Annotated in this window: 13 protein-coding genes and 1 tRNA gene; 8 read left to right on the top strand and 6 right to left on the bottom strand. The window is 59.1% G+C overall.

Annotation, left to right across the window (positions count from 1 at the left end):
* The first annotated feature begins 1 nt into the window (after position 1).
* Positions 2-817 (top strand): ABC transporter ATP-binding protein, encoded by an 816-nt coding sequence (locus E2F50_RS02095; RefSeq protein ID WP_133314406.1) that lies wholly within the window; start codon positions 2-4, stop codon positions 815-817.
* Positions 818-1056: 239 nt separating this feature from the next.
* Entirely contained in the window at positions 1057-1833 is a 777-nt protein-coding gene (locus tag E2F50_RS02100) for a siderophore-interacting protein (RefSeq protein ID WP_133314407.1), read from the top strand.
* A 139-nt stretch (positions 1834-1972) separates the two neighbouring features.
* Here E2F50_RS02100 and E2F50_RS02105 read toward each other — a convergent pair whose 3' ends face one another.
* Positions 1973-2770 (bottom strand): NAD-dependent epimerase/dehydratase family protein, encoded by a 798-nt coding sequence (locus E2F50_RS02105; RefSeq protein WP_133314408.1) that lies wholly within the window; start codon positions 2768-2770, stop codon positions 1973-1975.
* 375 nt (positions 2771-3145) lie between these two features.
* Here E2F50_RS02105 and E2F50_RS02110 point away from each other — a divergent pair, with 375 nt between their 5' ends.
* Both E2F50_RS02110 and E2F50_RS02115 read left to right on the top strand, forming a co-directional pair.
* Positions 3146-3565 (top strand): secondary thiamine-phosphate synthase enzyme YjbQ, encoded by a 420-nt coding sequence (locus E2F50_RS02110; protein WP_133314409.1) that lies wholly within the window; start codon positions 3146-3148, stop codon positions 3563-3565.
* A gap of 164 nt (positions 3566-3729) precedes the next feature.
* Positions 3730-4062, top strand: coding sequence for a hypothetical protein (locus E2F50_RS02115; RefSeq protein ID WP_133314410.1), 333 nt, complete (start codon positions 3730-3732; stop codon positions 4060-4062).
* 86 nt (positions 4063-4148) lie between these two features.
* Here the strand turns inward: E2F50_RS02115 and E2F50_RS02120 are convergent, their stop codons facing one another.
* Positions 4149-4895, bottom strand: a complete 747-nt coding sequence (locus tag E2F50_RS02120; protein WP_133314411.1) for an SIMPL domain-containing protein — start codon at positions 4893-4895, stop codon at positions 4149-4151.
* A 229-nt stretch (positions 4896-5124) separates the two neighbouring features.
* Between E2F50_RS02120 and E2F50_RS02125 the strand changes: the two genes are divergently transcribed.
* From E2F50_RS02125 to E2F50_RS02135, 3 genes are all read left to right on the top strand, one after another.
* Positions 5125-5200, top strand: a tRNA-Ile gene (locus E2F50_RS02125).
* Positions 5201-5486: 286 nt separating this feature from the next.
* Positions 5487-6470, top strand: a complete 984-nt coding sequence (locus E2F50_RS02130; protein ID WP_133314412.1) for a flagellin N-terminal helical domain-containing protein — start codon at positions 5487-5489, stop codon at positions 6468-6470.
* Between the two features lie 204 nt (positions 6471-6674).
* A complete protein-coding gene (locus E2F50_RS02135; RefSeq protein WP_133314413.1) occupies positions 6675-6920 on the top strand; it encodes a DUF982 domain-containing protein in 246 nt (81 codons plus the stop codon).
* Positions 6921-7089: 169 nt separating this feature from the next.
* Here the strand turns inward: E2F50_RS02135 and E2F50_RS02140 are convergent, their stop codons facing one another.
* The 3 genes from E2F50_RS02140 to dnaG all read right to left on the bottom strand — a co-directional run bounded on the left by E2F50_RS02140 (position 7090) and on the right by dnaG (position 12894).
* Positions 7090-8328 (bottom strand): DUF930 domain-containing protein, encoded by a 1239-nt coding sequence (locus E2F50_RS02140; protein ID WP_245515267.1) that lies wholly within the window; start codon positions 8326-8328, stop codon positions 7090-7092.
* 67 nt (positions 8329-8395) lie between these two features.
* Positions 8396-10453: an RNA polymerase sigma factor RpoD gene (gene rpoD / locus E2F50_RS02145; protein WP_133314414.1), complete on the bottom strand. Its 2058-nt coding sequence runs from the start codon at positions 10451-10453 to the stop codon at positions 8396-8398.
* Positions 10454-10899: 446 nt separating this feature from the next.
* Positions 10900-12894, bottom strand: coding sequence for a DNA primase (dnaG, locus tag E2F50_RS02150; RefSeq protein ID WP_133314415.1), 1995 nt, complete (start codon positions 12892-12894; stop codon positions 10900-10902).
* Positions 12895-13039: 145 nt separating this feature from the next.
* On the opposite strand from dnaG, the gene E2F50_RS02155 reads away from it, so the two are divergent.
* The gene (locus E2F50_RS02155) at positions 13040-13432 is read left to right on the top strand and encodes a hypothetical protein (RefSeq protein WP_133314416.1); all 393 of its coding nucleotides are present in this window, start codon (positions 13040-13042) and stop codon (positions 13430-13432) included.
* Positions 13433-13732: 300 nt separating this feature from the next.
* Here the strand turns inward: E2F50_RS02155 and E2F50_RS02160 are convergent, their stop codons facing one another.
* Positions 13733-14185 (bottom strand): GatB/YqeY domain-containing protein, encoded by a 453-nt coding sequence (locus E2F50_RS02160; RefSeq protein ID WP_133314417.1) that lies wholly within the window; start codon positions 14183-14185, stop codon positions 13733-13735.
* Positions 14186-14477: the final 292 nt, after the last annotated feature.

Below are 14477 nucleotides of genomic sequence, written 5' to 3' on the forward strand. Positions count from 1 at the left end.
AATGCAGACCGGATCAACCGAGCCAGAGCTCGCCAATGCCTCCCCGCCCATTCTCTCACTGAATGCCGTCAGCTTTGCCCTGGAAGGAAGGACTCTTCTGCATCCGCTGACGCTCGATTTGCCTGAAGGGAAGTCCATCGCGCTGATCGGCCATAACGGCTCTGGCAAGTCGACGCTCCTCAAGCTGATCGGCCGGCAACAGGCTGCCACAACCGGCAACATCCAGTTCGCCGGCAAACCATTGCAGGCATGGCCGGCACGGGAATTCGCCCGCCGCTTGGCCTATCTTCCGCAGCGGACCCCGGCGGCACCCGGCATGCTGGTCCGCGAACTCGTCGCGCTTGGGCGATATCCATGGCACGGCGCACTCGGCAGATTTACCGAAACGGATCAGCAGAAGGTCGATGAAGCGATCGAGCTGACAAAGATCGGAGCTTTCACGGAGCGTATGGTGGATACGCTTTCGGGCGGCGAGCGGCAGCGTGTTTGGCTGGCCATGCTGGTCGCCCAGAATGCTGACTGCCTCCTGCTCGACGAGCCGATCTCGGCGCTCGACATCGGCCATCAGCTCGAAGTGCTTTCGCTGACCCAGGAGCTTTGCCGCCAGAAGGGCATCACGATCATCACCGTGCTTCACGACGTCAACATGGCCGCGCGCTTCTGTGACGAAATCATCGCCTTGCGTTCCGGCCGATTGATTGCCCACGGCCCCCCGGAGGATGTCATGACGCCTGCAGAGCTGCAACGCATCTACGACGTGCAGATGGATGTGGTTCGGCAGCCTTCCAATGGGCGGCTGGTCGCCATGGCGCAGTGATCTCGTCTTCTGCGAAACCCACACACAGGGCGGGCTCCGTGGCGACATCGGTGATCAAGCGGCATGCTCTTGCTTTCTGCCCTCGTCCTGATTTAGGGAGGAGCCATACTGCCGGGGCCGCGAGGCTCTTGCACGTAAGCGTTAACGTCACTCAACGCGCATGATCAATGGGGCTTTGCCGGTTTGGTCTGCGCGGTTGTGTCCGGCAGGTCGAGCCTCATCTCCCTGAAAGGACAGTTATGACCGATATTTCTTCTCAAGATCAAACCAGCCAGATGTCCATGCCGTGCATCGAGCGGGTGCGTCATGAGCTCAAACGGCGGGAGCTGACGGTTCGGTCGGTCGAAAAGCTCACGCCGAACATGCTGCGCATCGCCTTGGTCGGGGAAGACCTGGCGGACTTCCTCAGCGCCTCGCCGGACGACCACGTCAAGATCTTCCTTCCAACCGCGGAGGGCGAGCCGGAACGGCGCGACTATACGCCCCGCCGCTACGATACCGCCGCACGCGAACTGGTCCTCGATTTTGCCGTGCACGAGGCCGGGCCGGCGACGCAATGGGCGCTCGAGGCGCAGGTCGGCAGCAGGCTGTCTATCGGTGGCCCACGTGGGTCTGCCGTCATTTCCGGCGTCAAACATTGGATCCTCGTCGGCGATGAAACCGCCCTGCCCTCGATGGGCCGACGCGTCGAGGAAGCCGGCCCCGACGAAACCTTCACCGTGATCGGCGCGGTCACCGGCTCGCAGGAAGAGCAGACTTTCGAGACCGCCGCACAATTGCGGACGATCTGGGTCCACAGGCCACTATCGGCCGCCGCCAATGCTTCCGATATTATCAGCGTGCTCAATACGGTCGACATCCCAGCCGAGACTTTTGCGTGGATTGCCGCGGAAGCCTCTGTCGCCCGCGCCGTCCGCGCTTATCTAACCGAAGGTCGGAACCATCCCCTGCCCTGGCTCAAGGCCGCGGGATATTGGGTTCAAGGACTGGCCGACGCCCACGAAAAGCTGGATTAAGCCTTTCGTCCGGCGCTATGACCGCAAACCTCTGATCGCCGCCAAAGCGTCGATAAAGAGATGCCGCAGCCCAATCTGAAACTGCGGCATCAACGTCTGCTTGCCCGGCAAGGCCAGAACCAACGCTTGATCCGGGCGATCAGTCGTCCGGGTGACCGGCAGATGTGAAGGCGCCGCCCTGGTAGATGACGGCAGCGGAGGTCGGATCTTCCTTGCCCGCAGCGGTTTCCACCTCGGCCCGCCATTTCGCCGAACTGTCCTGCGGCTGCCAGCCCAGAAAGGCCGCATTGCGGTTATCCCACCACTGCTCGTCATTGGCAGACGCGCCGTAGATCACCGTATGCGCCAGCCGCGGCGTCACGAAGGCGCGGCCGCACAGCGATACAAAATCCCTAGCGCTCAGCCACGTGGCGAGCATACGGGGATTGGCCGGCTTTTCGAAGCAGGAGCCGATGCGGACGGACAGCGTCTCCTGGCCGAATTTCTCGTAATACATGCTGGCAACGGCTTCACCGAAAACCTTGGAAACGCCGTAAAGTGAATCCGGCTTCGGCGGCACGGTATTGTCGATCCGCTCGTCGCGGCGATAGTAACCGACCACATGGTTCGAACTGGCAAAGACGATGCGCGGCATGCCGCTGCGGCGCGCATGTTCATAGATGTTGTAGAGGCCGACAATATTGCCCTGGAGGATCAGATCGAAGCTTCGCTCCACCGACACGCCTCCGAGATGGATGATGCCGTCGACGCCCTCCACAAGTCTGGCAACACCCTGGCTATCAGCGAGGTCGCACTGGATGAAGGTTTCGTTTGCAGTAATATCGCCGATCTCGCTGATATCGGACAGCACGACCTTTTCCGCCAGTTCTCCCAGCAGCGGACGAATTGCGCGTCCCACACCACCTGCAGCGCCGGTCAACAATAGTTTCTTGAGCATTTTCTCCTCCGCAATCCCGTTGTTGATGACAGCCCGCTTGTCATATCGGAACCATCAGCTCATCCTATAAGCTGTCCAAGGCAGTCAATCGCACGATTGGCATTATTTGGCAACAACCTGCTCTGCAGGGGCCAGATCTAGCTCAACATATCAGACAACCGACGTTTCATCAGCATCAGGACAGACGATGATCATGGACGGGTTAGGGTACGTCGGACATTTTGGTGAAACGAGCGATGGCTTCTGCCATTGACAACGCTGCCTTCCGGGACGAACACCAACGCGAAGACGCTTCAACCTTGGCCAATCGCTGCCGGCTGATCTTGGATATCTGTAGTTGCTACCGGCCGCTCCCCGGTCATAGAGAGGAAGCCCATGCCCCAGACTACGATTTCCATCTCGACAAGCGGCCAGGGTCTTTACGAATTTACGCAAGCGGCGGCGGACTTCGTTTACCAGCATCATCAGCCGGAAGCACTGTTAACCGTCTTCGTGCGCCACACCTCCTGTTCCCTAGTCATTCAGGAGAATGCCGATCCTGATGTGCGCCGCGACCTGAAGACGTTCTTCTCACGTATGGTACCGCCGACAAATCACCCAGACATGACTTGGGTTACCCATACGACCGAAGGGCCCGACGACATGCCTGCCCATATCAAAGCAGCGCTGACGGCTGTTTCGCTCAGTATTCCGGTCAGTGGCGGGCGGCTGATGCTCGGCACATGGCAAGGCATCTATTTGTTTGAACACCGCGATCGGCCTCACCGGCGCGAGATCGTCCTCCACCTAGCCTGAAGAGCAAGCTTTCTGCCGATCGGCTAATGATCCTGAACCCCATATGAACAAGGGATTTTGCCGATGTTCAGATCGATCCAGCTAAATCTCGGGCGATCGCTCCCCAGAGGGCGAGAGCAGTGCAGGAGGCCGGACAAAATCCGGCATTATTCGGAGAAACACCCATGACCAACCTGATTGTCAAGGCAGGTGTCGCCGCCCTTATCGCGCTGACCGGCCTTGCCGCCACCGCCCCGACCGCCGCTGCGGCAAGTTCGGATCTCGGCATCTATGTTCAGTATAACGACCGGGACCGCGACCGTGACTGGCGTCCTGACCGCCGCCCGCCTCCGGGCTGCTCGCCCCGTCGCGCCGAAGACAAGGCTAGCCGCATGGGCCTGCGTCGCACGCGCGTGGTCGACGTATCGCGGCGCACGGTGACGGTTGTCGGTTTCGGACGTCGCGGCCCTGACCGGGTTATCTTCGCCAATGTCAGAGGCTGCCCGGTCATCCGGTAACGCCCATTCCGTCTCCATTGCCCATGGACGGACGGATGAAGCGCCCTCGTCCTGTCTCGACAGGACGAGGGCGTCCCTTTTTCCGCCTACTGCTCCAAGGCAAATGTCACGTTGACCGTGACCGTATAACTGTTCTCGCCTGTTGCAATAGGAACGGCTGGCCGAGCCTCCTTGGCCATGGACATACGCATCATCGGCTCCGGCATTGGTAGCGCTGAATTCTCGTTGATCTCCAGAATACGCCCGAGTTTGACACCGGCCGCTTCCGTCAGCGTGCGTGCCTTGGCAACGGCATCGGCCACGGCGGCATTGCGCGCATCCGTGAGAACGGCTTCCGGCTTGTCGTTGGTGAAACTGATCTGGCCGCCCTGGTTGACCCCGAGCTTGACCGAACTGTCGATCAGATCGCCGAGCTTGCCGAGCTCACGCACCTTCAGCATCAGCATGTTGGAAACCTCGTAGCCGACCACTTGCGGCGGCTCGACCACGCCGTCCTTCGGCTCCGACTGCCGATATTGCGGGTGGATGGAAAAGTTGCTCGTCTGGATGTCCCGATCGGCGACGCCGCTTTTACGCAGCGACGAAAGAACCTCGTTCATGGCGGCGCTATTGCTCGAAAGCGCCTCCTCTGCAGTCTTGCCGTTGCGCACCACGGAAAGCGAGAGCAGGGCCATGTCGGGCGCGACGGCTGCCTCGCCTTGACCGGACACGCTGATGACCGGCTCGCGGGGGCGGCTTTCTTGGGCCAACAGGGGCTGGGCAGCGAGCAGCGCCGGCAGGCTGGCGCTTACGATGACGGCGCAGACGCCTAAGGAATGGCGGGCTTTGGACATGGATCTCCCTCTCATATGTGCCAGATCGGCATTGTTCATGACTGCAGTCAATGGCAGGCCGGACAACCGTCATTGCTGCCGCTTGATTGGCTCTTGGCCGCAGCCGGGTTCTACCTGCTTGCCGATTGTGAACCTATTACGGCAACGTCTTGTAGCCTGAGCCGATTTAGGCTAGAGCGCCTTGGCGAGACGGCGAACCATTGCGTCCCTCGTGTGCCTGACGAAGGCAGGGCCTGTAGCTCAATGGTTAGAGCCGGCGGCTCATAACCGCTTGGTTGGGGGTTCGAGTCCCTCCGGGCCCACCAACTTGCTGATCAGCCGCTGCCCGTCCAGAAGGCTAGATTTTCTGATCTGCGGCATGTCGTCTCGTCGCTCGGCTCTGCTGTACGGCCTGGCTTTCATGCAACCGGTAATCTGGCCCACTGGCTGACTACAGGCATGGAAGCGTCTCTTCCTCAAGTCAACTTGATAAAAATCAAATTATTCCCCGTCTAAGGCTGTTCTTTTTTAAAGATCCTTAACCCAATACCGATTGAATGAGAGGAAATTACAACCGCTATAATACGTATTGTTTTTACGATTGGGCTATTTATGTCTAGTATAATAACCAATTTTGCCGCCAATACTGCTCTCCAGACTCTCCGAGAGGTTCATGACGAATTGGAGAAGAGTCAGAACCAAGTCAGCTCAGGCCTGCGAGTCCGGACCGCATCCGATAATGTGGCCTATTGGTCGATCTCGACGACGATGAATTCGGACAAGAAAGCCGTCTCCGCGACAATCGATGCGCTTGGGGTTGGCGCCGCAAAAGTCGACACCGCCTATGCTGGAATGGCAGCTGCAATAGACGTGATGAGCGAGTTCAAGTCAAAGTTAGTTACCTCCCACGAAACGAGCACCGACAAGACACAGATCAATAACGAACTTGACCAACTCAAAGAACAGCTGAAAGCAATCGCGAAATCTGCTTCATTCAGCGGCGAAAACTGGCTTTGGATGACGGATCCAGCGGATGCGGCGCAAAATGGCGTGAAGAAGTTGCCCAGCGCGATCATTCGCGACGCATCCGGGAATGTCTCCGTGCAGACCATCAATTTCGACATGACCGCGACATTCGATACTGATCAGGTCTTCTACTTAATCTCGAACGGCGGCTGCGACGGGATCATCACCAATTCTGCGTTTGCCAACATGGCAGGTTATCCGGACGGCCCGTCAGGCGGATGGGTTGTCTTCAATGGCGAAGATCACCCAGGTCATCCCGAAATGGTCCTTACGCAAGATACGACAGCCGAAGAAATCGAGGGGATGACGAAAACGACGGACCTTATGATCCAGCGGATGATCGAGGTTGCAGCGATGTTCGGATCGCTTCAACAGCGCATTGGGATGCAGACCGATTTTGCCAGCAAGCTTTCCGATAGCATCAGCAGCGGGGTAAGCCGACTGGTCGACACGGACATGGAGGAAGCCTCTGCGAAACTTTCGGCATTGCAGACGCAACAACAGCTGGCAATACAGTCCTTGGCGATCGCCAATGCTAACCCTAAGAACATTATGACCTTGTTCCAGTGAGCCATGCTCGCCGATAGCTGAAGCGGAACAAGGGGTCTTGCGTCAGTTGCAATGCGTCGGGAGACGTTTGGCGGCGTCTTATCTCACACCCACCGTAAAGCATTTTACAGTTCGGCATTGAGCTGGGCGAGCCGCCTTATGTCACGCGCCTCGCTTTCAAACGGTTTTGTGGCTATGGGCAGCTTATCCGAGTGGAGATAGCAAATGAGCAAGAGCTGGAACAAAGGTGTGACCCTGGCCCTGGAGGGTCCGGCGCAATTCACCACCATTACTACTATCCAGGAAGCATCTTGGGCTCTGATCGAGGACTGGCCGATAGAGGAAGGCGAAGCATTGGACCGGGCCCTGATCGTCCTAGAGGACGCGATGAAGGGAAAAAAATCGGCAGAAGCCGCGCGTCTGGCTTTTATTGCCGCAGCCCATGAAGCCGGCATCGATATCAAAGACTAGCGCCATGCCCACGCGCTCGCCCGTCTCATGGCGCCTTTGCATGGAGCTTCACGGGCAGCCAAGCGGGTGCTATAAAACTTCCAGCTTAGAACAAAGGCGTTCGTGGTGGTCCGACTACCAGGCAGTTTGTTCGAAACCAGCAGGCCGTCCCGCCCCACCAATTTCGCCATCAAAAATCGGGGAAGCCCCTCTTGCGCCATTCGCTGCGCGGCACGGGCGCGCCGATGTCGAAGGCAAAGGAGACGACCTTGGTGACATTATCATCGACTTCGCAGCGAAAGCTGACGTCGTACCATTGCATTTCCGCGCGAAAGGCGCTGCGTCTGACATCCATGACCGTCCCGGTCGGCAATCGCGGAGCCGGGACCATCTCCGGGTAGTAAGGCGGTGAGGCATGCCGGAGCTGCTCGCGCAATTCGGTGCTGCAGAGCTGGCTGGCGCGAATTTCCCTCGGGATCTTACCTATGGCGGTTCGCGCCACTGCGCCCCCGGTGTCCTTGACCGAAAACAAACGCTTGGCTTCCGAGAGCGCGGCTGACGCATCGGCTTTCGGTTTGGCGGGCGTTTGGGGCTTCGGCGTCGGAAGCACCAGAGCAGCCTGCACCTCATCGGAAACGGTCGCATCCTGCGCGCCTTTCGCTTGAGGATCGGCAGAGGCGGAAGAGACGTCCGGCACCGTTATCTCATCGGGTACGGGACTGCCCTCAAGGCCCTTAGCCGTGTCTGCGGTTTCGGAAATGTCCGGTGCCGCATCGGGCTTATCTTCCTCCAAAGCCTCGTCGACCGGTGCAGGCTGATCAACCGAACTGTCACCGTCGAGAGACTGGCGGGGGCCGCTGTCTTCTTCGCCGAATTCAACAACCGGACGCAAAACATCAAGCGGTTGCGGCTTGCCTTGCTCAGCCTTTTCAGGCTCAGCCCTGTTGGGGTCAGGCTCCTCAGGCTTAGGCTGTTCCGGCTCACGCGGTGGCGGTGGCGGTGGTGGTTCGGCAGGCTCCGGTGCTTCCGGAGGTTTCGGTGGCGGCTCCGGCGGCTTCGGCTCCTCCTTGTTCCGCTCCTCTGGCTTTGGCTCTTCCTTTTTCGGCTCTTCCGGCTTGGGCTCGGGTGGCTTCGGCTCAGGGAGCTTCAGTTCCGGCGGCTTTTCGGGGGCCTTCTCAGGCGGCTTTTCAGGTTCGGGCGGCGGCACGAGTTCAACATCGACCGTCTCCTCCTTCTGCGGATCGCTCATGGGCAAAGGCAGGTGCACGAAAAAACCGGCTGCCACGAGCAGGTGCAGCAGGATCGACGCTGAAATGCCCCATCCGATCCTGCCATAGCTCTTGTTGCGCTCATTGCCCATAGAAGGCGATGTAAGATCAAACCGCGCCGGGATCGAGTCCCAGCTCTCAAATGCTGCAAAAAAGCGCACGAAAAAACCGGCCTGCTGTGGCAGGCCGGTTGAACATAGGTAAGCGGCATGGCCGCTGCAATTTGGCCTAGCTGTCGAGGAAGCTGCGAAGCTTTCTCGACCGACTCGGATGCTTCAGCTTGCGCAGCGCCTTCGCCTCGATCTGGCGGATACGTTCGCGGGTGACCGAGAACTGCTGGCCCACTTCTTCGAGCGTATGGTCGGTGTTCATGCCAATGCCGAAGCGCATGCGCAGCACACGTTCTTCGCGCGGCGTCAGCGAAGCGAGGACTCGCGTCGTCGTCTCGCGCAGGTTCGCCTGGATGGCCGCATCGATCGGCAGAAGCGCGTTCTTGTCCTCGATGAAATCGCCCAGATGGCTGTCTTCCTCGTCGCCCACCGGGGTTTCAAGCGAGATCGGTTCCTTGGCAATCTTCAGGACCTTGCGGACCTTTTCGAGCGGCATGGCGAGCTTTTCGGCCAATTCTTCCGGTGTCGGCTCGCGGCCGATCTCGTGCAGCATCTGGCGCGATGTGCGGACGATCTTGTTGATCGTCTCGATCATGTGCACCGGAATGCGGATCGTGCGAGCCTGGTCGGCGATCGAACGGGTGATCGCCTGCCGGATCCACCAGGTCGCGTAGGTCGAGAACTTGTAACCGCGGCGGTATTCGAACTTGTCGACCGCCTTCATCAGGCCGATATTACCTTCCTGGATGAGGTCGAGGAACTGCAGGCCGCGGTTGGTGTACTTCTTGGCGATGGAAATAACGAGGCGGAGGTTTGCTTCGACCATTTCCTTCTTGGCGATGCGCGCTTCGCGCTCGCCCTTCTGCACCATATGCACGATGCGGCGGAATTCCGCGATGGAAATGCCGGTCTCCGTCGCAAGATTCTGGATCTCCTGCCGGATGTCGCGGATCGTCGTATTTTCGGCCTTAGAGAATTCCTTCCAGCCGCGCGCCGAAAGGTTGGCGATCGACTTCATCCAGTTCGGATCGAGCTCCGCACCCTGGTACTGCTCCAGGAAGCTATCGCGCTTGACGCCGTAAGATTCGGCAAGCCGCAGCAGGCGGCCTTCGTTCTGCATCAGCCGCTTGGAAATGTCGTAAAGCTGCTCGACCAGCGAATCGACGCGGTTCTGGTTGAGCGACAGCGACTTCACGGCGGTGATCAGCTGGTCCTTCAACTCCTTGTAACGGCGCTCTTGTCCGGTGGACAGGGTTCCTGTGCAGGACAGACGCGCTTCTACCTGCTGGTCCTGAAGCTTGCGCAGCTTCTTGTAGGTGTCGGCGATCGTATCGAGCGTCTCCATCACCTGCGGACGCAGTTCGGCTTCCATGGCGGCAAGCGAAAGGTTCGACTCGTCGTCGTCCTCTTCCTCTTCCTCCATCGGCATGTCGCCGCCGACCGCGGTAATGTCGTCGTCATTGGCCGCGGAAAAACGGGCCTTGCGGGTCTTTTCCTTTTCTTCGGCAGCCTTGCGGTCGGCCTCGATCTTTTCCGGGCTCTGGAACTGCGGCGCAGCCTTGGCTTCCGGACCCGAATAGGTCGTTTCGAGATCGATGATCTCGCGAAGCAGCGTCGTGCCTTCGTTCAGCTCGTCGCGCCAGATGATCAGCGCCTGGAAGGTGAGCGGGCTTTCGCACAGGCCCGCGATCATGGTTTCGCGGCCGGCCTCGATGCGCTTGGCGATGGCGATTTCGCCTTCGCGCGACAAGAGCTCCACCGAACCCATTTCACGCAAATACATGCGCACCGGATCGTCGGTCCGGTCGGTCGGCTCTTTCTTCTTTGCGGTCGCAAGCGCCGTGCTTGAGGTTGGGGCGAGTTCGCCGCCCTCGCTCTCGTTGTCGTCGCTTTCGGCGGAATCGTCCTCTTCGTTCGACCCGTCGTCGGCCTCCTCGTCCTCGACAACGTTGATCCCCATGTCGGAGAGCATCGCCATCGTATCCTCGATCTGCTCCGAGGTGACTTCCTCCGAAGGCAGAACCGAATTCAACTCGTCCATGGTGACGTAGCCGCGCTTCTTGGCGGCCTTGATCATCTTCTTGACGGCGTCGTCAGAAAGGTCGAGAAGCGGACCGTCATGAGCGCCTTCGCGTTCGTTCTCAGCTTCTTCGTTTTCTTTGACTTTTGTTGCCATGTATTTCGTCGCTTTCCTTGAACGCCACCTTAGCCGCGCTTGGTGGCTTGCGGATAGAGGCGGAAACCACCCTAACCGTGAATCACTGTTCAACTCGTAACGGAATGACCTTTAATTCCCGATTACCATCGGCGATCGTCATTTGCGGAACCGTGCCATATAAGGATCACCAGCTTTGTTCACCGCGCTCGATCCACTCCGCCCATTCTGCCTGAAATGGTGATTCCCACAAATTAACGCTTCGTCAAGCATTTCCAAAGGCCATGCCCAGGAAATATGGGAAAAGCCGCTTTAAGTGGCCTAATCGGGGGTACGCTCACCAGGTTACCGGTTATGTAGGCAATGTGCCTGGAAAGACAAGAGCTTGCCGTCTCCAATAAACCGGACCCTGTTCACCGCTTCAAAGCGCCCGCTTTCCGACATCAGCCCGCGTCGACAGAACGGCATCAACCGTGGCTGACGGCTGCGCCCTTGACCCTGCCGGAAAGGACACCAAAGCCGTCGATGATCGCTTCCTGATTTTCCATCCTCGAAATTTCGTTCTGCACTTCCAGCAATGCGCGCAGCAAAAGATCAGCGCGCTCCGCCTCGTCCTCCGTCATTTCGGCAAGCTCGCGCTCCAGCTCGACCTTCTGCCACAGCAGTTCCTTGTTGCGTGAATGCAGCGCGCGGGTCTGACGATATGCCTGCAGCGCATCCTGCGGATCCGCATCCTCCGTGGCGGTCCATAGCCGAGCATTACGGATCTGCTGGTTCATTGCCCGCAGCAGGTCTGCGAAGCCGTTTTCTTCCAGCTGCTCGCGCAGGTGTTTTGCCGAAAAATCAGGGCTGGCGCGTCCGGCAATCGTCAGCACGCAGGACCAGAGGCGCTGCAGGTCGCGGCTTTCGAATTCCACGGAAGCGATCTCGTCATATTCATCTAGAAGGAGCTGCGGATGATTGACAATGGTCATGGCCAGCACGCTTTCCCGCAGTGCCGGCAGATCGCGATGACCACGCACGAGACCGGAACGGGTAAGCCTGTCCGACACCCCTGCGGCCCGTCCGGCAGCGCGCGGTCCCATCGGCGCCCCGCCCTGCCCCGGCCTGCCGCCACCGCGCTGAAAATTCTGGCGCCTGTCATTCGACACGCGCGAGGCCGGCTGGAAGAAGCCATTCAATCGCTCGCGAACCGCCTGCTGGTAGTGACGGCGCACGTTTTCATCTGCAATCACCGACACGATCTGCTTCAGCCTCGCCTCGAGCTCGGCGCGTTTTTCCGGTGTGTCATAACTTCCGGAAGAAGCCTCGCGCTGCCAGATCATTTCGACCAGCGGCCGCGCTTCGGCGAGCACCTTGTCGAACGGAGCCCGCCCCTCATGCCGCACCAGATCGTCCGGATCCTTGCCGTCGGGCAGTAGGGCAAAGCTCACCGAGCGTCCTGGCTTCAGGAAAGGCAGGGCCAGATCGGCGGCCCGGCTGGCGGCCCGCAATCCAGCCCCGTCGCCGTCGAAGCAGAGGATCGGCTGCGGCGTCATGCGCCAAAGCAGCTCCAGCTGGTTTTCGGTCAAGGCGGTTCCGAGCGGTGCCACCGCGTTTTCGACGCCTGCCTGATAAAGCGCGATCACGTCCATATAGCCTTCGACCGCGATGATCGTGCCAGGCTCCTGCCGGGTCCCGCCCACCTGGGCCGCCCGCCGGGCGCGGGTGAAATTGTAGAGCACCTGCCCCTTGTGGAAGAGCTCGGTATCCGGCGAATTCATGTATTTCGCCATCGCGTCTGCCGCCATCGCACGGCCGCCGAAGGCAATCACCTTCTCGCGTGACGAGAGGATCGGAAACATGATGCGGTCGCGAAAATAGTCGTAGGAAACGGCAATCCCCTCGCCGTGCCGCACCAGTCCGCAGGCCTCGATCTGCTCCTTCGGCACGCCGTTTGAGGCAAGATGCTCCTTGAGCGCGTTACGGCTTTCAGGCGCATATCCCAGGCGGAAGGTTTCGATCGTTCGGCCAGTCAGACCGCGATCGCGAAGATAGGCTCTTGCCCTTGCCCCGGAAGCGCTTTGCAGCTGGTCCTGAAAGAAGCGCGTGGCGATTTCCATGACATCCAGCAGCGTGGTGCGCTCTTTTTCCCGCTTTTCAGCCTGCGCGTCCGGTTGCGGCATAGCAATCCCGGCCATGTCCGCGACTGTCTGCACGGCCTCAGGAAAACTCTGCCCTTCAAGGTCGGTCAGGAATCGGAAGTGATTCCCGGTGACGCCACAACCAAAGCAGTGATAGCGCCCCTTGCGATCCTCGCAATGAAAGCTTGGGCTTTTCTCGCCGTGGAACGGGCAGCAGGCCCAATAGTCTCCCCGAGACACATTGGTTTTCTTGCGGTCCCACGTCACCCGCCGGCCGATCACTGTCGAAATCGACACGCGGTCACGGATTTCATCAAGAAAGGTATTGGAGAAACGCATTGTCACCTCAAGGCAAGCTTCCATATAGACTGCATGCCGCGCGCTTGCCATCCCGAAGGCGCTTGGTACCCGCTATTCACAGGGCATCCCGCTCCACCATTTAATGCTTCGTCCTCAACAAACCTTCACGCACGAAGAAGCACCCATGAAGAAGCGCGAATATCTTTACCTTTGCCTACTCGGCTCGGTCGCCATCGGCTCAGTCATCGACAGCTATATCTTCGTTTATGACGAGCGGCTCATGATCTTCAACGACATCGCGCAGATGCTGCTTATCGTGATTTTCTCAGTCCTTTGGGAAATCGAGGACGGCCGTCTCCTGGGCCTGCCGCTACGCAGCCCAACGCGCCTCCTGACCGTGCTGTTCATGCCGCTCGGCCTGCTGATCTATTGCTTGCAGTCTCGACGCCCAGTTTCAGGACTGCTTGTCTACTTCGGGTTCCTAGCTGGCGTAATCGCAGCCGCCGTAGCCGGCATCTATCTCGGCGATTGGTTGGTCGCCCTGACGGCTGATCTGCCTTCCTCAAGCGGCACGTGACATAGCAGCTCTCCGACCGCTGTCCCGACATTAACTAATTTTAACTTGTTCTAAATCAGGCCGCCTCCTAGCTTAGGGCGAGCCACAGGGAAAGGTTCACCCTTTGAGGGCGCTAGGTTTTACTCTCTGGGGCATGGCTGCGATGTGTTGCAGTTCATTCCTTTTCTTCCGGCATGCGTGTTTCATTCGGCCGGCAGGGGCGTAGGAGAGCAAAGGCGGAGGTTCATGATGAGCCTCCGCCTTTTCCGTCTCATAGTGCGACGCGCAGCCTCTGCAGCGCGGTGAACATTTCAGGCGATATCAGCCGAGCTGCGCCTTGATGGTTCCGGAAGCCTTGCCGAAATCCATCTGCCCGGCATAACGCTCTCTCAGCACCGCCATGACCTTGCCCATGTCCTTGATGCTGGCAGCGCCGGTTTCGGCGATGACGGACGCAACGATCCCAGCGACCTGCTCGTCGGAAAGCTGCTCCGGCATGAAATCCTTGACGATGACGATCTCTTCGCGCTCCTGAGCGGCAAGCTCGGCCCGGCCGGCGTCCTCATAGATCTTGGCGGATTCTTCGCGCTGCTTCACCATCTTTTGCAGGATCTGCAGGATTTCGTCGTCGCTGGCCGCGTCCTTGCCGGTGCCGCGATTGGCTATGTCGCGATCCTTGATCGCCGTCTGGATCAGCCGCACAGTGGAAAGGCGGCGGGTGTCCTTCGCCTTCATTGCATCCTTCAGCGCCTGCGAAAGTTTGTCGCGCATCATCGTCGTTTCTCCTGAGGAGGTCTGTCAGGGCCAAGAGAGCCATGACACGTCCTGTCAATTCGGTCGCCGTCATAGATCAGCATGCCCAGTCAATCAATCAATAGGAGGGCATTTCTCAGACATCTCCGATCAGAAACCCGGGATTCTTTGGCCAGATCATTGACCGCGCTGCCTGCTTTGTTTATTTTCCCGCACCTGCACACAGATTTTAGATGTTAGGGCTCGAGCCGGTTTTCCGTGCGCCCTTTTCTGCGACCAAAGATGGCCTCGACAGCCTGTTCCTTTGCAAGGG

Source organism: Rhizobium deserti (assembly GCF_004358025.1).
Lineage (GTDB): Bacteria > Pseudomonadota > Alphaproteobacteria > Rhizobiales > Rhizobiaceae > Neorhizobium > Neorhizobium deserti.

Bases quoted from the DNA above. Each gene is read 5' to 3' on its own strand.
- E2F50_RS02105 (WP_133314408.1), bottom strand. From the start codon at position 2,770: ATGCTCAAGAAACTATTGTTGACCGGCGCTGCAGGTGGTGTGGGACGC.
- rpoD (WP_133314414.1), bottom strand. From the start codon at position 10,453: ATGGCAACAAAAGTCAAAGAAAACGAAGAAGCTGAGAACGAACGCGAA.
- E2F50_RS02115 (WP_133314410.1), top strand. From the start codon at position 3,730: ATGACCAACCTGATTGTCAAGGCAGGTGTCGCCGCCCTTATCGCGCTG.
- E2F50_RS02095 (WP_133314406.1), top strand. From the start codon at position 2: ATGCAGACCGGATCAACCGAGCCAGAGCTCGCCAATGCCTCCCCGCCC.
- E2F50_RS02135 (WP_133314413.1), top strand. From the start codon at position 6,675: ATGAGCAAGAGCTGGAACAAAGGTGTGACCCTGGCCCTGGAGGGTCCG.
- E2F50_RS02160 (WP_133314417.1), bottom strand. From the start codon at position 14,185: ATGATGCGCGACAAACTTTCGCAGGCGCTGAAGGATGCAATGAAGGCG.
- E2F50_RS02155 (WP_133314416.1), top strand. From the start codon at position 13,040: ATGAAGAAGCGCGAATATCTTTACCTTTGCCTACTCGGCTCGGTCGCC.
- dnaG (WP_133314415.1), bottom strand. From the start codon at position 12,894: ATGCGTTTCTCCAATACCTTTCTTGATGAAATCCGTGACCGCGTGTCG.
- E2F50_RS02100 (WP_133314407.1), top strand. From the start codon at position 1,057: ATGACCGATATTTCTTCTCAAGATCAAACCAGCCAGATGTCCATGCCG.
- E2F50_RS02110 (WP_133314409.1), top strand. From the start codon at position 3,146: ATGCCCCAGACTACGATTTCCATCTCGACAAGCGGCCAGGGTCTTTAC.
- E2F50_RS02120 (WP_133314411.1), bottom strand. From the start codon at position 4,895: ATGTCCAAAGCCCGCCATTCCTTAGGCGTCTGCGCCGTCATCGTAAGC.
- E2F50_RS02130 (WP_133314412.1), top strand. From the start codon at position 5,487: ATGTCTAGTATAATAACCAATTTTGCCGCCAATACTGCTCTCCAGACT.